This is a genomic window from Domibacillus indicus, from assembly GCF_023715895.1.
In the GTDB taxonomy this organism is placed as follows: domain Bacteria; phylum Bacillota; class Bacilli; order Bacillales; family Domibacillaceae; genus Domibacillus; species Domibacillus indicus_A.
Genome location: NZ_JAMBOO010000003.1, coordinates 163,686 through 184,233, shown reverse-complemented (window position 1 = coordinate 184,233; position 20,548 = coordinate 163,686). Strand labels below are relative to the sequence as shown.

Below are 20,548 nucleotides of genomic sequence, written 5' to 3'. Positions count from 1 at the left end.
ACCGGTAGAAAAATCCGTTTTTTTTCGAAAAGAGCTTATAAAAGAGAAGAAACCAAACAGCAGCCGGCTCCCGAAGCCGGCTGCTGTTTGGTTAAGCAAAAAATTCGTCGGGCGGCGCCGGCCGTCCGAGCAGGTAGCCCTGGGCGGCGTCGCATTGATATTCTTTTAAAATGGAAAGCTGTTCTTCCGTTTCGACTCCTTCGGCCACAACGTGAAGACCGAGATGATGGGCCATTAAAATAATGGTTGTCGCGATTTTTTCGGCGCTTTCGTTGACGGCAATGTCACGGACAAAAGACTGATCAATTTTTAATGTGTCAAGCGGCAGCTTCTGCAAATAACTGAGCGAGCTGTAGCCTGTCCCAAAATCATCAATAGAGATAAAAACACCGATGCGCTGCAGCTGCTGCAAAACAGCAGCGGCATTATCCGTGTCCATCGTCATGCTTTCGGTAATTTCGCACGTTAACTGAGACGGTTCAATGCCGGTTTCTTTGATGATCGCTTGAATCGTTTCCGCCAGATTGGACTGGTAAAACTGTGAAATAGACAAATTGACAGACATACAGGTAAGAGCACGGCCTTCTTCCTGCCACGCCTTCAGCTGACAGCAGGCGGTGCGGATGACCCACTCGCCGATAGGAATAATCAAGCCCGTTTCTTCCGCAATCGGGATAAACTCGCCTGGTGAAACCAAGCCGAAATGCCGGCTGTTCCAGCGAATCAGGGCTTCTGCCCCGTAAATGTCACCGGTGCACAAGTTTTGAATCGGCTGATAAACAAGGCTTAGTTCATCCCGTTCAAGCGCTGAGCGAAGCTCGCTTTCCATTTTTAATTTTTTGAGTGACTGCCGGTCCAGCATACTGGTGTAAAATTGAAAGGAATTTCGTTTTTTCTTTTTGGCTTCATACATCGCCATGTCGGCTTTGCGGAACAGGTCTTGCTCTTGCAGACCGTCGTGCGGATACAAGCTGATCCCAATGCTTGCTGTTATAAACAGCTCATTTCCTTCGAGAGAAAAAGGGTCGCGAAACGTCTCTAACATCGCTGCCGCCATATCAGCCGTATCCTGGGGGCTTGTCCGCTCAATCCAAGCGGTAAATTCATCGCCGCCTTCACGGGAAAAAAGAATAGAATGACCGAGACGCGTTTGAATGCGGTCAACAACCATCTTAAGCAGATCATCGCCGGTTTTATGGCCGAATGAATCATTAATAAATTTAAAACGATCCAAGTCCAGGAAAAAAAGTGCGTGTGTATCATGCGGATAACGAGCAATCGTATCCTCGAGCGCCCGTCGGAACTGCCGGCGGTTCGGCAGGCCGGTCAAGTGGTCATGATAAGCTAATTGGTGAATTTGTTCTTTCGCCCGGTAATGCTGAATGGCCAGGCTCGTTAACCGGGTCGCTTCACGGATCAGCCGTTTATCCGCTTCGGTCGGTACAGACGGCTGGCGGGCATACATCGCAAACGTGGCAATCACCTGCCGATCGTCATTGAAAACAGGGGTAGACCAGCAGGCGTTTAACTGGTGTTTAAGCGCGACATCCCGATATCCAGGCCAGCGGCGGTCTTTTGAAACGTCCGCTGCAATAACAGGCGCCCCTAAAAAAGCAGCTGTGCCGCACGATCCCTGGTTTTCAGCGATGGGAACCCCATCAATATATTCAATATATTCATCAGGCAGATGAGGCGCTGCAGCGTGAAAAAGAGCCCTCTTTTCATGGTCAAGCAGCATAATCGCACACGGATGGCCCGGTGAAATGCCCTCTGCCATGGCTGCAATATGATGAAGAACTTCATCAAAGGGAGCGCCTTTGGCAATCATCTGCAAAACACGGTTTTGCCCGTTTAAAAGCTCGCTTGTATATTGTTCATCCGTCCGCACGCGGCCGATGCCAAAAGCGCCTTGAACAACGCCATTCTCGTAAATAGGAACGGCATTGACAGATAAGTGAACGATATATCCATCTTTATGCTGAAACATCATACGAAAAGATGCTTTATTTCCTTGAAGGACACGGCAGAAATGAGCTTCTACCTCTGCCACATGTTCTGTTGGGATTACTTGTTTATAATCGATCTGGTTAAATTCAGCTGACGTATAGCCCAGTATGCGAACTGCTGCTTCGTTCATCAGCTGAACATTTCCTTTCGCATCCATGGCAAACGAAATTTCGTCGCCTTGTTCAAATAAAGATTGGTATACATCGAGCAGTGATGAAGACCAAAACAAATTTTCCATAACCTCTGCTCCTTTTTCCGCAAGCATTTTTTTAATCTTACTAGAAATTTGTCGAATGAGCTATGTAAAAACGGGGGAAAACGGTAGTTTAAAAAGAAAATGAAAGCCCGTTCTTTTTCTCTTTACCCTGTTTTTTGCTTAAAGAGCAGGCAAACAATAGTTTTCATGAAGGAATAAATTGTTTATACTGTAAATTATGAATAGTTAAATAGCAAAGGAGCAGATGTCATGGCGTTTCAAGATCAAATGCGGACGTTTTTAGACGCTCGTTATAAAGATGAATTATTTTTAGCAGATTTGTTTCTCGATTTATATGGAAAGTTAGAAGCCTTTGACGATTCTTTGGAAAAATATGCAGCGGTCGGCTTGGACGCAGCATTTGAAGCAGCAGAAAACGCAGCAGCGCTCCGAATCGAAGATCGTTTTCTCCGCTTTGACGTTGTATTTGATGAAACAGAGCCGTTTATTCAAGTAAGTGCGGGTAAAACAACGGAAGAAGAGCCGGATATTCTCGACAATATTTATGCGGACCAGGCATCATATGCGGACAGCTTATACTGGCAGCAGGGCGAAGAAAAAGCGTTTGATTCCTATTTGAAATCAGCGTTTGCCCGGCTTTTCTAAAAGCTTATTTTGGGCTGAATAAATCATACAAGAGCGGTCTGTCGATTAGGACAGGCCGTTTTCGTCTGTAAAAAAGCTAAAACGACACAATTCTTCCTTTATCTGGTCTTCAGTTGTGATAGAATGAAAGAAAAAAGGGAGAGTGGAAAAGTGAGAAAAATGGTTAAAGCAGCCGGAGTGCTGTCCGTGCTGGCAGCCGGCCTGTCTTTTAGTGGACAAGCCTCCGCCGATACTTCTGCATGCGCTGCATATGGAAGCGTACAGCCGGGCGTGAATCCGTCCTTTCAGCACATTAACTGCCTGCTGACAGAGGAAGCGCTGAAGCAGGAGGTTCCGCCTGAGGTTGTTAAAGCGGTCGCAATGAAGGAAAATGCATGGAAACAGTTTGATGAAAACGGAAATCCGATTGTTTCGGCAGACGGCGGCATTGGTCTTATGCAGCTGACCAATCAGTCCCAATTCGAAACGGAACTTTTAAAAACAGACCTGGTTTATAACATTAAAGCGGGTGTAACCGTGCTTGACCAGATGTTTGAGAGCGATGTTCCTAAAATTTCCGGTGCAGGCCGTGATGTGATCGAAAACTGGTATTTTCCTGTGATGGCCTACAATGGCATCAAGCCTGTTAACAGCCCGGTTAAACAAGCAACCGGTGAAAGAAATACGGCTGCTTATCAAGAGCAGGTATTTGCGATGATAAAAAATGACAGCTTTTTAGATGAAGAACGGTCATTTGCGGACTTTGGCTTTAAGCCGGAGGATTTTCAATATGATCCGGATCGGACGGACAATATTGTATTCAAGAAAATGAGCTATACGCCGACGGGCAAAACGAATCAGACTGCTTATAACCTGCAAAAAGGTGATCAGGCCGTAATAATAGCAGATTCGAAGTTAAGAAGCATTCCAGGCGGCGGAACAAATGATTATAAGGAGATCCTGCCTGCAGATACCGCTTTAACGATTACTGGCCCGTTTCAATTTGACGAAAATCCAAATAACACTAGCCGGCAGTTTGTCTGGTACCCAGTGAGAACCACAGCTGGCACAACAGGTTTTGTTTCGTCTGCTTACCTTGAAAAATCGGACAAGCCTGCTGCGCCGTTGTTTAAAGATGTGTCAGCTAATCATCGTTTTTATAACGATATTGCCGCGCTTAGCAGCCAGGGAATTATTAATGGATATGATGATGGGACCTTTAAGCCCGGTAATCAAGTGACGCGCGGTGAAACGGCTATTATGGTCGTACGGGCGCTTGATTTGCCGGTCACCGGTTCAAACTATATTAACGTTGTCCTTAAAAACGGTATTATGGGCGGGTATCCGGATGGTAGCTTTGGAGAAAAGAACCCTATTACACGAGCGGAAACGGCCATTGTGCTGACGAATGCTTTCAAGCTAAAAGAAACCACATCCATTTCGTTTACTGATGTGAGTTCAGCGATGCGCTCGTATGATTCAATCCGCCGTGTTGTTGCGGCAGAAATTGCCTACGGAACGGAGAACAATCAGTTTAAACCAGATACGCCTGTTACACGCGGCGAACTTTCAGCGTTTTTAAATCGCGCATTGCAGCGATAATCCAATAGACCTGCCCATCAGCAGGTCTATTTTTTATTGCCAAATGTGCAAAATTCAAACTAAGAAAGTGTTTTTAAAAGGACAAGCAAGGGAACGGTAAAGAGAATAGAAAAAAGGGGGACTGCGTATGTGGCAGGCATTAATGTGGGGCGGTGTATCCGGCTCAGCCGTATTGCTTGGTGCGTTAGCGGCGTTGTTTGTACCTATTCAAAAGCGGCTGATCGGCTGCATTATGGCTTTTGGAACAGGGGTGCTGATCGGAGCAGCCACTTATGAGCTGCTCGGTGAATCCGTTGAAGAAGGCGGCTTTTTAGCGACCGGAGCCGGCTTTATGGCTGGAGCGCTTGTTTTTACGCTTTTAGATATTTACATTTCACGAAAAGGGGCCGCTAAACGGAAACGCTCGCACGAGCAGGATTCGAGCGGCGGATCGGGACTTGCGATTTTCATTGGAACGGTTATGGACGCCATTCCGGAATCCATTATGATCGGTGCGAGCCTTTTAGCGGGAAAAGGGGTCAGCTTTTTACTTGTCATTGCTATTTTTATCAGTAACGTGCCGGAGGGGCTTTCAAGTACGACGGGTCTTTTAAAAGGCGGCTATTCAAAGAAAAAAATATTCCTTTTATGGCTGACTGTTCTGATCATTTCTGCTCTTTGCGCATGGGGCGGCTATTTCTTCCTGGAAGATGCAAGCCCGGCCATTATGGCGGCCATCGCGGCTTTTGCGGGCGGCGGGATTATTGCGATGGTCGGGTCGACTATGATGCCTGAAGCATTCGAAGAGGGCGGCCCAGTCGTCGGCTTTATGGCAGCACTTGGGCTTTTTGTATCGCTGCTGCTAAATGAGCTGTAAAAGAGGGGTCTCCCTCTTTTTTTCTTGTCTTCAATTTATGGAAAGCTGCTACACTGTTAATAAGAGGTGGACGCTTTATGATAGAGGCAGAACAGTGGATCGAAAATACGATCGAGCAGGCGGGATGGCTTGGACCAATTTTATTTGTGTTTTTACATCTTATCCGCCCATTTTTATTTCTGCCGGTCGTGATTGTTTGTATGGCAGGAGGATATGCATTCGGGTTTGTCTGGGGATCTTTATATTCTATTATTGGCCTGTCACTGATGAGTGCCGTTTTTTATAAACTGATTGACCACTTTCCGCGTGTGCGCGAACGAATGTTAAAAGTAAAACGGAAAGTAGCCGGGGAGCGGAAAATGACGATCGGGCAGGTTATGTTGCTGCGGGTGATGCCGTTTGTTCATTTTCACCTGCTGTCCGTTTATTTAATGGATATGACCAAATCGTACCGCGAATACATGCACTATTCTATGCTCGGCGTGATTACACCGGCTCTTTTATATACCGGTTTTGGCGATGTGATTGAAAGAATGCCCTGGTATGAATCGCTTACGTTTTTAACGGTGCTGCTTTTGCTTTATGCCCTGCTTGAAAAAAGGAAAAAACGCAGGCAGCAGGATCGGGATAAGAAGTCTTAACACATTTAACTAATTTTTGAATTCATTATGTGCAAAATTCAATAAAAAACAAAAACGAGCCGTATCCAGGCAATGTTTATTCTTTGTGAGCGGGGGAATACTTTTTCTGTAAAATAAAACGGATGGAGTGGATACCATGACGCAAGATAAATTTGAAAAAATGGATGAACAAACACCTCCGCAAACACAAAGTGAACAGCCAGGTATCGAATCAGAAATGACGCCTGAGCCGCTGTATGATGACCCGAATTATAAAGGATCTGGAAAACTCGCCGGAAAAGTCGCTTTGATCACAGGCGGTGACTCTGGAATCGGCCGTGCGGTAGCGGTTGCTTTTGCAAAAGAAGGAGCCAATGTCGCGATTGCCTACTTAAATGAAGAAAGTGATGCGAAAAAAACAGTCGACATCGTTGAATCGTATGGCGTAAAAGCGATGCATAAAGCAACTGACGTCAGCAAGGTGGAAAACTGCAGACAGCTTGTGGAAGATGTTGTGGCAGAGTTTGGCGGCTTAAACATTCTCGTAAACAACGCGGCCAAGCAATTTCCGACAAAGAACTTTTTAGAGATTTCACCAGAGCAGCTGCAGGAAACGTTCCAGACGAACATTTTCTCGATGTTTTACATGTCACAGGCAGCCCTTCCGCATTTAACAGAAGGAGATGCCATCATTAATACATCATCCGTAACGGCGTACCGAGGCTCACCAGAGTTGATCGACTATTCATCAACTAAAGGAGCGATCACAACGTTTACCCGGTCGCTGTCAGCGAATTTGGTGGAAAAAGGAATCCGTGTAAACTCCGTTGCGCCAGGTCCGATTTGGACGCCGCTCATCCCGGCTACATTTGATGCAAAGAAAGTAGGAAAGCACGGAGACAGCACGCCGATGAAGCGCATGGGACAGCCGTCTGAGAATGCGCCGGCTTATGTATATCTCGCTTCAAATGATTCCTCATACGTCACAGGACAAACGATCCACGTCAATGGTGGCGACTATATTACTTCTTAATGATAAAGCCCCTGCTTTTAGCAGGGGTTTTGTGTGAGAAAAGTTCACATTTATATTGTGATTTTGGGTGAAAGCCTTTATTCTAAAAAAGTAATCTATTTTAAATATAGAAATGGAGAGATGATATTTGGAAGCATTCGTGACCTCATTAAATGGCATTTTGTGGAGCAATCCGGTGATCTACGGACTTTTAGCTGTCGGTCTAATTTTTTCAATTTTAACAAGATTCTTGCAAGTTCGTCATTTCAAGGAAATGATTACTTTAATGTTTAGCGGAAAAAGCTCTGATGCGGGGGTTTCGTCTTTTCAAGCCATGTCTATCGCGCTGAGCGGCCGTGTCGGAACGGGAAACATTGCCGGAGTGGCATCCGCGATTTTCTACGGCGGTCCGGGTGCTGTTTTTTGGATGTGGGCTATTGCCTTTATCGGCGCGGCAAGCGCATTCGTAGAGTCTACGCTGGCTCAAATTTACAAAACAAAACAAGATGGGCAGTATCGCGGGGGTCCTGCTTATTATATTGAAAAAGGCATGGGTGTAAAATGGTTCGCTGTGTTATTTGCCATTGCGGCCTTGATCGCCATGGCGATTTTAATGCCGGGTGTTCAATCCAACGCGATTGCTGGCGGTATGACAAATGCTTTTAATATGAGTCCAGCGGTTACAGGTCTTATTATTGTTCTTCTTCTTGCTTTTATTATTTTCGGCGGCGTGAAGCGTATTGCGAATGCTGCACAAATCATCGTACCGTTTATGGCACTTGGCTACATTTTATTAGCTCTTATCATTGTGGTTATCAACATTACGGAACTGCCCGCGGTTCTTTCCCTTATTTTCCGGAGTGCATTCGGCGCGGATCAAGTGTTCGGCGGATTGCTCGGAATGGCAATTTCATGGGGAGTAAAACGCGGCGTTTATTCAAATGAAGCAGGGCAGGGTACCGGGGCTCATCCGGCAGCAGCAGCAGAAGTATCTCATCCAGCCAAACAGGGGCTTGTGCAGGCATTTTCTGTTTATGTTGATACGCTTTTAGTTTGTTCTGCAACAGCGTTTATGATTCTCATGACAGGCATGTATAACACGCAGGCAGAAGATGGTTCGTTTTTAGCTCAAAACCTGCCGGCCCAGGAAATCGGACCTGGATTTACACAGGCAGCCATTGACACCGTGTTTCCTGGATTTGGATCTGGATTTGTAGCAGTGGCTTTATTCTTTTTCGCTTTTACGACGATTATGGCGTATTATTATATTGCCGAAACCAATATTTTTTACTTGATGCGCGGCCGGACAAGCATGACGGCGATCAACATTTTACGTATCGTTTTACTTCTTACAACATTCTACGGCGCCACAAATGAATCAACGCTTGCCTGGGCATTTGGCGATGCGGGACTTGGTATCATGGTATGGCTGAATGTGATCGCCATCGTGATCCTGGCTAAACCGGCGCTTCTTGCATTGAAAGATTACGAAGCCCAGAAAAAGCAGGGCAAAGACCCGGTATTTGATCCGAGACCACTTGGGATTAAAAACGCAGACTTCTGGGAAAATGAATATAACCAGAATGACGGAGACTTGAATATACCACCTGTTCAAAAAACAAGCGGCCCCTAAAAGGGCTGCTTTTTTGTGTATAGATGGAAGAAATGATGCGTTTGGAAGCGATGCAATGAAAGTTTGATTCCTTTTGTTTAAATGTATTTCCGTTTGGGGAGCAATTTGCTAAAATGAGCAAGGATGAACAAAAGGAGGTTTTTTACATGACTGGTGACCAGAGGAAAAAGTTAGTCATTTTGATGATTAATATGTTTATAGCCATTGGCAGCTTCGGTATCATTATTCCTATTTTGCCTGCGTATTTGGACTCCATTAACGAAGGAGGAATGGCTGCCGGGCTGATGATTGCGATTTTTGCAGGTGCGCAGCTTGTTTTTTCACCGATTGCCGGTAAATGGGCAGATGATTACGGCCGGCGGAAAATGATCATATATGGTTTGTTCGGACTCGCGCTTTCCATGTTTGTGTTTTATTTCTTTGATTCGATTTGGATGCTGTACGCTTCGCGTGTGATCGGCGGAATCGGAGCCGCCCTATTGGTGCCGGCTATTTTCGCTTATGTGGCGGATATTACGTCGTTTGACCAGCGGGCGAAAGGCAACAGCTTGATTTCAGCCGCCATGTCATTCGGGATCGTAGTCGGCCCTGGTATTGGCGGCTTTCTCGCGGATTTCGGCTTAAAAGCCCCGTTTTTGATTTCTGCAATTGTTGCTTTGTTCGCGGTTTTGTTCTCTATTGCGCTCCTAAAAGAACCGGAGCGGCCAGAACATCCGGCCTCAGCAGACCATCCGGCTGAGGAGCCGATGATGAAAAAGCTGGCCCGCTCGGTGACCCTGCCATATTTTATTCCGCTTGTCATTACCCTTGTGATGAGCTTTGGCTTAATGGCATATGAGTCGGTGCTTGGCTTGTTTGTCGACGATGAATTTGGCGCTACACCGCAGGATATTGCCCTCATGGTGACGTCTACCGGCATTGTCAGCGTACTTGTCCAGCTGTTTGTGGTCGACCGTATTGTAACCAAGTATGGGGAAGGTAAAGTGTTGAATCTGTTTTTGGCCATTGCCGCTCTTGGCTTCTTCATTTCCTTGTTTGCGGGAAATTACTGGCTGTTTTTCGGCATTTCGCTTCTTATATTTTGTGCCACATCGATTTTGCGCCCGGTGCTCAATACGCTTATTTCCAAAATGGCAGGCTCGGAGCAGGGATTTGCGATGGGCATGAATAACATGTATATGTCGATTGGAAATGTGCTCGGCCCAACCTGCGCTGGACTTTTATATGATGTGAATATCTTCTTCCCGTTTATGCTCGGTTTGGTGCTACTTGGACTGACGCTCATCATTACAATCATCTGGCAAAAGCGGTCTGTGAAACAAAAGGTGCTGTCTTCTTAATGAGAAGGCAGCATTTTTTGTCGAAAAAAGGCGATGAAACATGGATTGACAATCCATCATTCCTGTTGTAAAATCACTTCCATTGACTTTCAGAACTGTAACAAATAAAATTACAGTATGTTTTCAGAAAGGGGAACGCACGGTTGAATAGTAATTTCACCATCGCGGTTCACAGTCTCGTGTATCTGGCTTATTTGCCAGGGCATATGGCTTCAAGCGAGGCAATCGCTCATAACGTAGCGACGAATCCCGTGCGCATTCGTAAAGTGATGAGTGCGCTGCGCCATGAAGGGCTCGTGAAAACAAAAGAAGGTGTCCGGGGAGGATACATGCTCGGAGAAGATCCAGGGAATATTACATTGGGGCACGTTTATGAGGCGATCTCGCGCGGAGCTCTGCAGCCAGAGTGGCAAACAGGTGATCCAAAATGTGAATGTCCGGTTTCCTCTAATACGCAAAGTGTAATGGACCTTATTTTCAAAGAAGCGGAAGATTCATACGCATCCTTTCTGCACCAATTTACGGTTGCGTCTGTTTTGCTTCAAATCAAAGCAGATTAATGACCGGTTGAAACAGGGAAGTGGAAAAATGGGGAACAAAGTACAATTTCATGTCGGTGACTGGGTACAAGGCGAAACGTGGGACAAACAGAGAATCTACGGATATGTCATAAAAATAGAAAACCCGGAAGACATTACAAAAGTGTATATTGTGGAATCCGTTAACAAAGAATTAGAAGGACGAATGATTCGTGTTCTGTCCAAGTCGCTTCAGCTCGTGCCAGAACAGGAACCAGCGGAAGCAGCACTTGAACAGCTGATTGATATAGCGCTTTTAACAAAAGATGAAGAATGGTTTGGGCAGCTGCTGAAACAGCTGAAGGAACTGCGAACACAATATTCATAACAGAATCAGCTCTCTGCTTTAGCAGAGAGCTAATTTTATCAAAGGAGCTTTTAAAATGAAATCAAAATATGCATCTTTATTCGAAACAGTGACATTGCGCAGCGGTCTCCAGTTAAAAAATAAAATTGTCATGGCTCCAATGACGAACTTCTCGTCGAACGAAGACGGCACCGTTACAGATGCGGAAATTGCGTATTACGCACGCCGCTCAAAAGGAGTGTCAGCAGTTATTACAGCTTGTACATATGTAACACCAAACGGAAAAGGCTTCGAGGGAGAGTTTGCTGCTGACCGGGATGAAATGATTCCAAGCCTTGCGCGTCTTGCCTCTGCGATCAAAGCCGAAGGCGCTAAAGCCATTTTACAAATTTTCCACGGAGGCCGCCAGGCGCCGCCTCATTTAGTGGATGGAGACGTGGTCAGCGCCAGCAGCGTACCGGCTGAAGCGGAAGGAAGCCCTGTGCCGCGCGAATTATCTGCTGCGGAAGTAGAAGAAATCGTTGCTGCTTTCGGGGAAACAACCCGCCGGGCAGTGGAAGCCGGCTTTGACGGCGTAGAAATTCACGGCGCGAATGGCTACTTGATTCAGCAATTTTTCTCTCCTCATTCAAACCGCCGGGAAGATCGGTGGGGAGAACGCCTGGCGTTTCCGCTTGCCGTTGTAGATGCGGTGAAACAAGCCGCTGCAAAAGCAGATCGCCCGTTTGCAGTCGGCTATCGCTTTTCACCGGAAGAGCCGGAAACACCGGGGATTACAATGGCAGACACGCTTGAGCTGATCGATGCGTTAAAAGAAAAAGAACTCGATTATCTGCACGTATCTCTAATGGAATTTTGGTCCGAGCCAAGACGAGGCGTCGATGATACGCGCACACGTCTTGAAATCATTAAGGAGCGTGCGGGGGATGCCGTGCCAGTTATTGGTGTCGGTTCGATTTACACAGCAGATGATGCAGTGAAAGCACTCGGAACGGGTGTGGATTTAATTGCGATCGGCCGCGGGCTTATTATTGAGCCGGACTGGGTACAAAAAGTAGAGAGCGGCCAGGAAGAAACCATTGCCGTCAAAATTGATAAAGAAGCGCAGGAACAGCTTGTGGTGCCAGATCCGCTCTGGAAGGCGATTATTCATACACCAGGCTGGTTCCCGGGCGTTTAAAAGAAAGGGTGCTTTTTACATGCCGTTTATCACAGTAAAAGTGTTAGAAGGAAAAACACCTGAACAAAAACGTGATCTTGTCCAGCGGATGACGGCAGCTGTCAAAGAATCATTCGATGTAGACGCGGATAAAGTATTCATCTTTTTTGAAGACTTAAAGCCGGAGGATTACGGCAAGCAAGGCGAATTGCAATCGTTTAAAGAGGAAAAATAATCGGGCAGCCCGGAGTGATCCGGGCTGTTTTTCTGTATAATAAGCAGAATACCAAACAAAAAAAAGGAGTCATTATGACCGAAACATTTCAATCATTTTCATTAACCAAAGATATTATGCGGGCGCTTGATACACTTGGCTATGACGATCCAACCCCGGTTCAGGCCGCTGTAATCCCCGAAGCACTTAAAGGAGCAGACTTGATTGTTAAGTCACAAACCGGGAGCGGCAAAACGGCTTCTTTTGCGATTCCGCTCGTTCAGCTGACCGAATGGGAGGAAAACAAGCCACAGGCGCTTGTTTTAACACCGACACGGGAGCTGGCTGTACAGGTGAAAGAAGACATTACCAACATCGGCCGGTTTAAACGAACAAAAGCAGCAGCGGTGTACGGGAAATCTCCATTTGCCCGTCAGAAGCTGGAGCTCAAGCAGAAAACGCATATTGTGGTTGGGACACCGGGCCGTGTGCTCGATCATATGGAAAAAGGGACGCTGGAAACCGGCAGCATTCGTTTTCTTGTCATTGATGAAGCGGATGAAATGCTCAATATGGGCTTTATCGAGCAAGTTTCATCGATTATTGAGCGTCTTCCGGCGGAGCGCGTCACGATGTTGTTTTCCGCTACATTTCCGGAAGACATTGTCCGCCTGGCAGACACCTATATGAAAGCGCCCAAGCGAATTGAAATGGCGCAGGAAATCGCTGCCCCGTCGATTACCCACGAGCTTATTCAGGTGGCGGAAGAAGAAAAAACGCGCGTGCTGCAAAGCGTGCTGACTGTAGAAAATCCGGACAGCGCCATTCTGTTTTGCCGGACACAGGAGCGGGTGGAAGCGCTGTTTGACGCGCTTGATGCCGCTGGAATATCATCAGGCATGCTGCATGGCGGAATGGCGCAGGAAGACCGGTTTATCGTGATGAATAAATTTAAACGGGCGGATTTCCGCTACTTGTGTGCGACAGATGTTGCCGCCAGGGGCATTGATGTAGAACATATTCCGCTTGTGATTCATTTCGACGTGCCGATGGAGAAGGAAGCATATGTGCACCGTACCGGCCGTACTGGACGTGCCGGTCATTCCGGAAAAGCCATTGCACTTATGGCCCCGTTTGAAGAAAAATTCATTGAACCCATTGAAGAATTAATTGGCTTTTCTTTGAAGCGAGTGGAGCAGCCGGCTCAAGAAGCAGTGAGGGCAGCAAAGCCTTCCTTCACAGCCAAAATGGCCCAGCGTCCCGAACGGAAAAGGGATAAGGGAGAGCGTTTAAACAAAGACATTATGAAGCTGTATTTTAACGGCGGCAAAAAGAAAAAGCTGCGTGCGGTTGACTTTGTCGGCACCATTTCAAATCTCCCGGGTATCGAAGCGGCTGATATCGGCATTATTACTATTCAGGACAACGTTACCTATGTGGAGATTTTAAATGGAAAAGGGCCGGATGTGCTGCGGGCGATGAAAACAACGACCGTTAAAGGAAAGCAGCTGAAAGTGCAAAAAGCAAGAAACTGACCTTGGGCCGATCATAACTGAAAGTCTCTGCTGTTTATTCATGGCTATTAGGTCATGATGATGGCAGAAAATCCAAAAGCACGCCCGGTAATAAGCCGGGCGTGCTTTTTTAAATCACCACAAAAACGTTTTCTTCGTTTACAAGTACTTCAAATGTTTTCACCTGGCCGGTATCAGGGGCTTCCACTGAACCGGTATCAAGATTGATTTTTTCATCGTGAAGCGGGCAGAACAAATGATGGCCGCTTACCATACCGGCTGAGAGGGGACCCTGCTTGGCTGGACACGAATTGGCGGCCGCCCGGAATGTACCATCACTCAGTTTAAACACGGCAAGCATGTGGCCGCCGGCTTCGACTTTTTTGCCGAGCTGCAGCGGAAAATCATTAACCTGGCCAATACAAATAGATTCATTCATCTTAATGGGCTCCTTCCGTTTCGAATAATTGCTTCTTCATTTGTTCATTTTCCACAATGGCCTTCCATGGTTCTGTAAAAGTGGAAAGTGCCGTTTCAAGCCGCTCGGCAAGCTCACGCTGCTGTGTAAACACGCGTTCTTTTACCCACTCTAAGCCGACTCGCTCGATCCAGGCAGATGTGCGTTCTAAGTAGCGGGCATTTTCACGATACAGCTGTAAGAAAGCAAGAATCATCGCTTCTGCTTCGTCATCGCTTGAAACCCGACCGAGCAGTTCACCCTGGCGAAGATCCACACCGCCGTTGCCGCCGACATAAATGTCCCAGCCGCCTTCAAGCCCGACAAGCCCAACATCTTTAATCAGTGATTCGGCACAATTACGCGGGCAGGCAGAAAGTCCGAGCTTTACTTTGTGAGGAGAGGTCATGCCTTCTAGCTTTTTCTCGAGCCGGACGCCAAAACCAACGGAATCCTGTGTGCCAAACCGGCAGAATCGTTCTCCAACACACGTTTTCACAGTGCGCAATGTTTTTCCGTATGCATAGCCGGACGGCATATCAAGTTCCTGCCATACACTCGGCAAGTCTTCCTGGCGGACACCAAACAAGTCGATCCGCTGGCCGCCGGTTACCTTCAGGAGCGGCACGTTGTATTTTTCGGCTACATCGGCAATTTTTCGAAGCTGCTCAACCGTTGTAACACCGCCATACATACGCGGAACCACTGAAAATGTGCCGTCTTTATTAATGTTTGCATGAAGCCGTTCATTCACAAACCGTGAAGCCGGCTCGTCTTCGTGGTCAAGCGGATGAATCATGCCCAGATAATAGTTCAGGGCCGGACGGCATTTGGAGCAGCCTTCTTCATTTTTCCAGCCGAGTACATTCATCACTTCTTTTGTGGTCTGCAGTCCTTTTTCCCGGATTTCTGCCGATACCTGCTCATGGGATAAATCGGTGCATCCGCAAAGGTTATCAGCTGTTTTCGCTTCAAAACCGTCACCGAGTGTATGGGCCAGAAGCGCTTCAATCATTGGTTTACAGCCGCCGCATGACCGGCAGGCATTCGTCGTTTGCTTCACACCATCCAGTGTATCGGCACCTTCCTCGGCAATCGCCCGCACGATCCGCCCTTTTGTCACACCGTTGCATCCGCATACGACTTCGTCAGCGGCCATGGATACAACCGGATGCTCTCCCGGTGTACTGTTTTCCGCCGGCAGAATTTCCACTTTGCTCATCGCCGAAATATTGGTTCCTTTACGCATTAAGTCTAACAGGCGCGGCGCATCGGATGTATCACCAAACAGGACGGCTCCGCGAACCCGGTTTCCTTCAATAACCACTTTTTTATAAACGCGGTCAAACTCATCATGCACACGAATTGATTTTGTGTCGTCTGTTTCATGGAAGTCACCGGCTGAAAAAACGTCCACACCGGATACCTTGAGCTGTGTAAAAACAACAGAACCTGTATAGGGCGTTACACCGTCCCGGCTGCCGGTTACAAGACGTGCCGCCAATGTTTTTCCTTGTTCGTAAAGAGGGGCGACAAGACCGTACGCTGTGCCCCGGTGTTCCGCACATTCCCCGACGGCATAAATATCGGGCAGGCTTGTTTCCATGAAATCATTAACGACGATGGCCCGGTTTGTCTGCAGTCCGATTTTGACAGCCAGGTCGATGTTCGGGCGAATACCAACCGCCATTACCACAAGGTCGGCAGCAAGCTCTGAGCCGTCTTTGAAAGTGAGTCCGCTCACATGCCCATCACCGTTCAGCCGGACAGTCTGCTTGTTCATTAAAAAGGTCATGCCCTGCTGTTCAAGTTCTTCTTTCAGCATTCTGGATGCCTGTGCATTGAGCTGGGCTTCCATTAACGAATCAAGCACGTGTACCACATATACCTCCATGTTTAAATTGAGCAGTCCGCGGGCAGCTTCCAGCCCCAGCAAGCCGCCTCCAATGACGACCGCGCGCTTTTTGCGGTTTGCATAATCGATCATCGTTTCACAGTCTTCCATGTTTCGAAAGCCGATTACGCCATTTTGATCAGCGCCGGGAAGAGGGAGGATAAATGGGTTTGAGCCGGTCGCCAGGATCAGATGATCATAGGAAATGAATTTTCCAGACGCGCTCGTGACCGTTTTTTCGGCTGGGTCTACCTGTACAACCGCATCTCCTGTATGAAGGTGAATGCGGTTTTTGGCATACCAGTCAAAATCATTTAACACAATTTCCTCCATTTTTGTGTTGCCCTGCAGCACTTTTGACAGCATAATCCGGTTGTAATTCGGATGCGGTTCATCTCCAAGGACGGTAATATCGAAACGCTCTGGATCATGCGCAATGATTTCTTCCAAACAGCGAATACCTGCCATGCCGTTACCAACTAACACCACTTTTTCTTTCATGGATACCTCTCCTTTTATTCCTGTTGTTTAAAAGGATAAAGGAGAAAACAGAATATAAATGTGAAAAACATCACAATAAAAGCGGAAAACTGTGGCAGCTTTGTGGACAGTGAAAAAGAAAAAAACCGGCAGGCATGACCGGTTTTAGGAATCAATTCTTTTGGAGCCCTGGATCAGCAGCCATTGAAGAGGAAGGCGGGCCCACAGCACCCCTGCGGGAAGCTTTTTCTCGCCGAGTGGAATGTTTTTCATTCCCATATACACATTAGCTGGAAAAACAGCGGCTAAAAAAGCCGACATCGTTTTTGTGACAAAAGACGTTCCGCGGTTCAACAGCAGGGCGGCTCCGTATATCACTTCAATGATGCCAGAGACAGCGACAATTGCTTGTTTAAATGGAAGAAAAGCAGGCACAATCGCTTTAAAGCCGTTGGGCCGTTTGAAGTGCGCGATGCCTGCTGCTAAAAAACCAGCTCCGTAAAATAAGCGAATCAATGTTTTCATCCTGACACACTCCTTTTTTTCTACCATAGGAAAGGAAGGGAGGCCTGTCAAATAAAAAAGCACCGCCCTCAGGCGCTGCTTAAGTGTGTAGACAAGGTCTTTCGGCTTTTAAAAAAGAGCCGATAAGTGAAGCCTGCCGGACTTCGCGTTCCGCGGGCAGTGCGGGAGCCTCCTCGGCTGCGCCTGCGGGGTCTCCCGACTCACTGTACTTCCCGCAGGAGTCTTCGTCCGGCAGGCTTCACTAAATGGTATCGAAGATCAATAAGCAAAGAATGAATAGATATTTTCTCTTTTTTAAATAGAAAGATATGACCCTATGATTTCTATACAATCTTGTCGCAAGCACTTGGCGGCGGGAAGGCGGCGCAGACTCCTATGGGACGAGCGGGCAGCGGAGACCGGCGGAGCCGCCAGGCAAAGTCGGGCTCAGCGCCTGCCCCATGGAAAGCGGAGCTGCCTGGACGCCGCCGATCTATCCCATTTATGTGCACGGTCATCCATATCATTTGTCGACAGTTTAAAGCACCGCTCAAAGGCGGTGCTTCGCATCTATTAAACAGTAAACTGACGGACAACCTGCTGCAGTTCTTCTGCCATGACAGACAGGGATTTCGCAGCCATATTCACTTCCTCTAAAGAAGCAAGCTGCTCCTGCGTTGCTGCTGCCACTTGTTCAGCACTCGACGCATTGTTTTGCGCCACATCCGAAACGGAATGAATGGAGGATGTCAGCTGGTTCACAATGGCGGCTACCTGTGCAGCGATCGATGTCACATCCTGCACGTGTGGGGTAATCTGCTCCATGCCGTTTAAAATGCCGGTAAACTTTTCAGAGGTATCATCCGACAGGGAAATACCGGTTTGGACGCTTTGAGACGCCTGGCTCATCAGCTCAACCGAACGCTGCGTATCTTTTTGAATGACATCAATTAATCCAGCAATTTGTCCGGCAGACGCTTGTGACTGCTCAGCCAGCTTTCTTACTTCACCGGCTACCACTGAAAAGCCTTTGCCGTGCTCGCCGGCGCGGGCTGCTTCAATCGCCGCATTAAGAGCCAGCAGGTTTGTTTGATCAGCAATCGAAGAAATCACATCAATGATGGTATTAATTTCGGCTGACCGCCCGCTTAACGATTTAATCATTTCATCAGACGCCTGCACATGCTCTTGAATTTCGTTCATTTGTGCCACTGTACGGCGGACGGATTCTTCTCCTTCAGCGGCATGGGACATCGTATCAGCTGCAGATGCAGCCATGATGCCGGCACTGTCGACAATTTTTCCGGCACCCACACGCAGTTCTTCCATATCATTTACAATAGTTGTAATCGCGCTTGTCTGCTGATCGGCTCCGGCAGCTACTTTTTGAATAGAATCGGCCACATGGCCGGTTGCAGCCGTTGTTTCGTCTGCAGAAGCAGTTAACTCTTCAGAAGCCGCTGCCACCTGCTCTGTGTTGCGGTCTACCTGACCAATCAGCTCACGCAAATTTTGTGCCATCAAGCTGAAGGCACGTGATAAATCACCAATCTCATCCCTGCGGCGGTCCGCTTCAATCGCTTGAGTCAGATCGCCCTGGCTCAATGTATCAGCGCTTTGTTTTAATGAGTAAAGCGGCCGCGTAATAGACCGGATAATGGCCCAAACAAGTGCAGCGCCCGCAAGCAGGGAAAGAAGAATGGTAAGGGCTGTTTTCCATAAAATCGGCTTGGCCGCTTCCGTTATTTCACTTGAATACATGGTACCGCCGATTTTCCAGCCAGTCGCTTCATTTGTCATGAAGGTCATAAACTTGCTGTCATTGTCGAGTGTGTAATTAAATGAGCCTGATTGGGCATCATACAGCCGGTCGTAAAGGGCGTCTGTTGCTTCTGCTCCAAATTCTTCGGTTGGGTGAACGATAAAGTGGCGTTCACCGTCAAGCAGGATGGCATAGCCTTCCTTGCCGACTTTGATCGGGTCTGTCATGGCTGTAATAGAATCAAGCGTTAAATTGATCCCGATTACACCGCTTTTGTCGGCTGTCTGGCGGGCAATTGTCACGACGTTTGAGCCGGAGGAAGAAACATAAGGAGGCGTAATCACCGTTTCACCGTTTGCTTCAACCGCCTGCTTGTACCAAGGACGGTCTCTCGGATCATAATCGGCTGCCAGCTCCTGGCGCGGCTCTTGTATCATGATGCCGTTTGTTGTGCCGACATAAATGCTGACTGCCTCCGGGTGAAGCTTCGCGTATTGGTCAAGGCGGAGGCGAAGAGCCGGGCTTTCTTCTCCTTGAATCGATTTGGCCGTTACGAGACTGCTGTAAATTTCTGCGTCATGTGTTTTCTTTCCGATTTGGTCGGTAATGAGCCGGTCAAGCGAGGAGATATTTTCATTGGCAGAGGCCATCATCTGCTGCTTGATTTCATTTTTCGCGCTGTTGTATGCGGAAAAGCCGATTAAAAGAGAAGGAATCAGCAGGACGGCTAAAAATGAAAGAATGAGTTTTTTACGTATAGTCCATTTCATGGTGTTGCTCCTTTTTAGATGATGCTATTATTTTATCGCTTAAATGCAGGGAATCAATCCTTTTTTTATGAAAAAAATAAGTCTTTTTTAACAAATAAAAAAACGGACCTGTGTCTTAGGTCCGCTTTTTTTATTTTGTTATTTTTTCGAAAAAAGAGTCGTCGTAGACATTCAAATGAACATCGGCTTCGATATCTTCGTTTTGAAAAGCAGCAGTTTTCATGCCAGCTTCCCGCGCAGGAATCAAGTCGAGTGAACGGTCGCCGATCGCCCAGTCGAGCCCGTATTTTTCATGCAGATATTTATAAGCGGCGGCATCCGGCTTGCGCGGGAACCCGTCTTCCTCCGGGCTGATAATTTCGGTGAAGTACTCAAGCAGGCCAAACTTTGTTAACAGGTTTTTCGTTGATTCTTTCGTTCGGTGAGTTACAATCACATTTAATTCTGCAGCAGCAAGCACGCGGTCAATTCCTTCGAAAGGAAGGCAGGCCGACTCTGCCTGTTTATGATCCAGCTCTGCAAACATGGCGCGAAAATCCTCTGAAATGCCATAGTGCGCAAAAGCGAGCTTTGAATTTTTTTTCAGCCAGCGAAGCGCCTCATCCCGGTCAACAGGTGTGCCGTGTGCCGCTTCGTGAACCGTTGCAAAGCTGGCCAAAATAGCCGGGTATGTATCGAAAATTGTTCCATCTAAATCCCAAAGTAGTCTCATGTTGTCATTCTCCTTTTTTCTTTCGTATAAAACTGGTAAGCACCCTTGCCGCTTTGCTTTACCGCATACATGGCCGCGTCTGCTTTTTGAATCAGCTGCTCCGGCTGCGGATAAAGGGCAATCCCAGGAGCCACAATCGACAAAATCTTGCTGCCAAGCGTTTTCGCCCATTCGTCGTTTTCAAACGAAAAAAGCCATACATAATAAATGGCTGTGATAAACAAAATAAAAACAAGGTATCGCTTAATCAACTAGCTGTCCCCCATTTCAAGCAGTGTATTTCATA

19 protein-coding genes are annotated in these 20,548 nt (G+C 47.3%); 12 read left to right on the top strand and 7 right to left on the bottom strand.

Annotated features, from left to right (window positions below; genetic code table 11):
* Positions 1 to 91: 91 nt before the first annotated feature.
* Positions 92 to 2,245 carry an EAL domain-containing protein gene (locus tag M3221_RS07160; protein ID WP_251270822.1) on the bottom strand — a complete coding sequence of 718 codons (2,154 nt, stop codon included), beginning with the start codon at positions 2,243 to 2,245 and terminating at the stop codon, positions 92 to 94.
* Positions 2,246 to 2,473: 228 nt separating this feature from the next.
* On the opposite strand from M3221_RS07160, the gene M3221_RS07155 reads away from it, so the two are divergent.
* The 12 genes from M3221_RS07155 to M3221_RS07100 all read left to right on the top strand — a co-directional run bounded on the left by M3221_RS07155 (position 2,474) and on the right by M3221_RS07100 (position 13,704).
* Complete coding sequence (locus M3221_RS07155; RefSeq protein ID WP_251270821.1) at positions 2,474 to 2,869, top strand: hypothetical protein; 396 nt, start codon at positions 2,474 to 2,476, stop codon at positions 2,867 to 2,869.
* Positions 2,870 to 3,028: 159 nt separating this feature from the next.
* Positions 3,029 to 4,450, top strand: coding sequence for an S-layer homology domain-containing protein (locus tag M3221_RS07150; protein ID WP_251271119.1), 1,422 nt, complete (start codon positions 3,029 to 3,031; stop codon positions 4,448 to 4,450).
* Between the two features lie 127 nt (positions 4,451 to 4,577).
* On the top strand, positions 4,578 to 5,306 hold the full coding sequence (locus M3221_RS07145) for a ZIP family metal transporter (protein WP_251270820.1): 729 nt from the start codon (positions 4,578 to 4,580) through the stop codon (positions 5,304 to 5,306).
* A 77-nt stretch (positions 5,307 to 5,383) separates the two neighbouring features.
* Positions 5,384 to 5,947 (top strand): TVP38/TMEM64 family protein, encoded by a 564-nt coding sequence (locus M3221_RS07140; protein ID WP_251270819.1) that lies wholly within the window; start codon positions 5,384 to 5,386, stop codon positions 5,945 to 5,947.
* A gap of 136 nt (positions 5,948 to 6,083) precedes the next feature.
* Positions 6,084 to 6,959, top strand: a complete 876-nt coding sequence (locus tag M3221_RS07135; RefSeq protein WP_251270818.1) for an SDR family oxidoreductase — start codon at positions 6,084 to 6,086, stop codon at positions 6,957 to 6,959.
* A 127-nt stretch (positions 6,960 to 7,086) separates the two neighbouring features.
* A complete protein-coding gene (locus M3221_RS07130; RefSeq protein ID WP_251270817.1) occupies positions 7,087 to 8,571 on the top strand; it encodes an alanine/glycine:cation symporter family protein in 1,485 nt (494 codons plus the stop codon).
* 146 nt (positions 8,572 to 8,717) lie between these two features.
* On the top strand, positions 8,718 to 9,911 hold the full coding sequence (locus tag M3221_RS07125) for an MFS transporter (RefSeq protein ID WP_251270816.1): 1,194 nt from the start codon (positions 8,718 to 8,720) through the stop codon (positions 9,909 to 9,911).
* Between the two features lie 143 nt (positions 9,912 to 10,054).
* Positions 10,055 to 10,471, top strand: coding sequence for an Rrf2 family transcriptional regulator (locus M3221_RS07120; RefSeq protein WP_251270815.1), 417 nt, complete (start codon positions 10,055 to 10,057; stop codon positions 10,469 to 10,471).
* Between the two features lie 28 nt (positions 10,472 to 10,499).
* Positions 10,500 to 10,817: a hypothetical protein gene (locus M3221_RS07115; protein ID WP_251270814.1), complete on the top strand. Its 318-nt coding sequence runs from the start codon at positions 10,500 to 10,502 to the stop codon at positions 10,815 to 10,817.
* Positions 10,818 to 10,872: 55 nt separating this feature from the next.
* On the top strand, positions 10,873 to 11,976 hold the full coding sequence (locus M3221_RS07110; protein WP_251270813.1) for an NADH-dependent flavin oxidoreductase: 1,104 nt from the start codon (positions 10,873 to 10,875) through the stop codon (positions 11,974 to 11,976).
* A gap of 19 nt (positions 11,977 to 11,995) precedes the next feature.
* Positions 11,996 to 12,190 carry a tautomerase family protein gene (locus M3221_RS07105; RefSeq protein ID WP_242233731.1) on the top strand — a complete coding sequence of 65 codons (195 nt, stop codon included), beginning with the start codon at positions 11,996 to 11,998 and terminating at the stop codon, positions 12,188 to 12,190.
* Positions 12,191 to 12,264: 74 nt separating this feature from the next.
* Positions 12,265 to 13,704 (top strand): DEAD/DEAH box helicase, encoded by a 1,440-nt coding sequence (locus tag M3221_RS07100; protein WP_251270812.1) that lies wholly within the window; start codon positions 12,265 to 12,267, stop codon positions 13,702 to 13,704.
* 109 nt (positions 13,705 to 13,813) lie between these two features.
* Here the strand turns inward: M3221_RS07100 and nirD are convergent, their stop codons facing one another.
* The 6 genes from nirD to M3221_RS07070 all read right to left on the bottom strand — a co-directional run bounded on the left by nirD (position 13,814) and on the right by M3221_RS07070 (position 20,513).
* Complete coding sequence (gene nirD, locus M3221_RS07095; RefSeq protein ID WP_251270811.1) at positions 13,814 to 14,122, bottom strand: nitrite reductase small subunit NirD; 309 nt, start codon at positions 14,120 to 14,122, stop codon at positions 13,814 to 13,816.
* A gap of 1 nt (position 14,123) precedes the next feature.
* Positions 14,124 to 16,535: a nitrite reductase large subunit NirB gene (gene nirB, locus M3221_RS07090; protein WP_251270810.1), complete on the bottom strand. Its 2,412-nt coding sequence runs from the start codon at positions 16,533 to 16,535 to the stop codon at positions 14,124 to 14,126.
* A gap of 144 nt (positions 16,536 to 16,679) precedes the next feature.
* A complete protein-coding gene (locus M3221_RS07085; RefSeq protein ID WP_251270809.1) occupies positions 16,680 to 17,039 on the bottom strand; it encodes a DoxX family protein in 360 nt (119 codons plus the stop codon).
* 552 nt (positions 17,040 to 17,591) lie between these two features.
* Positions 17,592 to 19,550, bottom strand: coding sequence for a methyl-accepting chemotaxis protein (locus M3221_RS07080; RefSeq protein WP_251270808.1), 1,959 nt, complete (start codon positions 19,548 to 19,550; stop codon positions 17,592 to 17,594).
* Between the two features lie 130 nt (positions 19,551 to 19,680).
* Positions 19,681 to 20,262 carry an HAD hydrolase-like protein gene (locus M3221_RS07075; RefSeq protein WP_251270807.1) on the bottom strand — a complete coding sequence of 194 codons (582 nt, stop codon included), beginning with the start codon at positions 20,260 to 20,262 and terminating at the stop codon, positions 19,681 to 19,683.
* Positions 20,259 to 20,513 (bottom strand): hypothetical protein, encoded by a 255-nt coding sequence (locus M3221_RS07070; RefSeq protein WP_251270806.1) that lies wholly within the window; start codon positions 20,511 to 20,513, stop codon positions 20,259 to 20,261. The genes M3221_RS07075 and M3221_RS07070 overlap by 4 nt, the downstream gene beginning before the upstream one ends.
* Positions 20,514 to 20,548 lie beyond the last annotated feature (35 nt).

What these genes read in the sequence shown, in the direction of transcription:
- M3221_RS07160 (WP_251270822.1), bottom strand. Translation starts at nt 2,245, where the DNA reads ATGGAAAATTTGTTTTGGTCTTCATCACTGCTCGATGTATACCAATCT.
- M3221_RS07155 (WP_251270821.1), top strand. Translation starts at nt 2,474, where the DNA reads ATGGCGTTTCAAGATCAAATGCGGACGTTTTTAGACGCTCGTTATAAA.
- M3221_RS07150 (WP_251271119.1), top strand. Translation starts at nt 3,029, where the DNA reads ATGGTTAAAGCAGCCGGAGTGCTGTCCGTGCTGGCAGCCGGCCTGTCT.
- M3221_RS07145 (WP_251270820.1), top strand. Translation starts at nt 4,578, where the DNA reads ATGTGGCAGGCATTAATGTGGGGCGGTGTATCCGGCTCAGCCGTATTG.
- M3221_RS07140 (WP_251270819.1), top strand. Translation starts at nt 5,384, where the DNA reads ATGATAGAGGCAGAACAGTGGATCGAAAATACGATCGAGCAGGCGGGA.
- M3221_RS07135 (WP_251270818.1), top strand. Translation starts at nt 6,084, where the DNA reads ATGACGCAAGATAAATTTGAAAAAATGGATGAACAAACACCTCCGCAA.
- M3221_RS07125 (WP_251270816.1), top strand. Translation starts at nt 8,718, where the DNA reads ATGACTGGTGACCAGAGGAAAAAGTTAGTCATTTTGATGATTAATATG.
- M3221_RS07115 (WP_251270814.1), top strand. Translation starts at nt 10,500, where the DNA reads ATGGGGAACAAAGTACAATTTCATGTCGGTGACTGGGTACAAGGCGAA.
- M3221_RS07110 (WP_251270813.1), top strand. Translation starts at nt 10,873, where the DNA reads ATGAAATCAAAATATGCATCTTTATTCGAAACAGTGACATTGCGCAGC.
- M3221_RS07105 (WP_242233731.1), top strand. Translation starts at nt 11,996, where the DNA reads ATGCCGTTTATCACAGTAAAAGTGTTAGAAGGAAAAACACCTGAACAA.
- M3221_RS07100 (WP_251270812.1), top strand. Translation starts at nt 12,265, where the DNA reads ATGACCGAAACATTTCAATCATTTTCATTAACCAAAGATATTATGCGG.
- nirD (WP_251270811.1), bottom strand. Translation starts at nt 14,122, where the DNA reads ATGAATGAATCTATTTGTATTGGCCAGGTTAATGATTTTCCGCTGCAG.
- nirB (WP_251270810.1), bottom strand. Translation starts at nt 16,535, where the DNA reads ATGAAAGAAAAAGTGGTGTTAGTTGGTAACGGCATGGCAGGTATTCGC.
- M3221_RS07085 (WP_251270809.1), bottom strand. Translation starts at nt 17,039, where the DNA reads ATGAAAACATTGATTCGCTTATTTTACGGAGCTGGTTTTTTAGCAGCA.
- M3221_RS07080 (WP_251270808.1), bottom strand. Translation starts at nt 19,550, where the DNA reads ATGAAATGGACTATACGTAAAAAACTCATTCTTTCATTTTTAGCCGTC.
- M3221_RS07075 (WP_251270807.1), bottom strand. Translation starts at nt 20,262, where the DNA reads ATGAGACTACTTTGGGATTTAGATGGAACAATTTTCGATACATACCCG.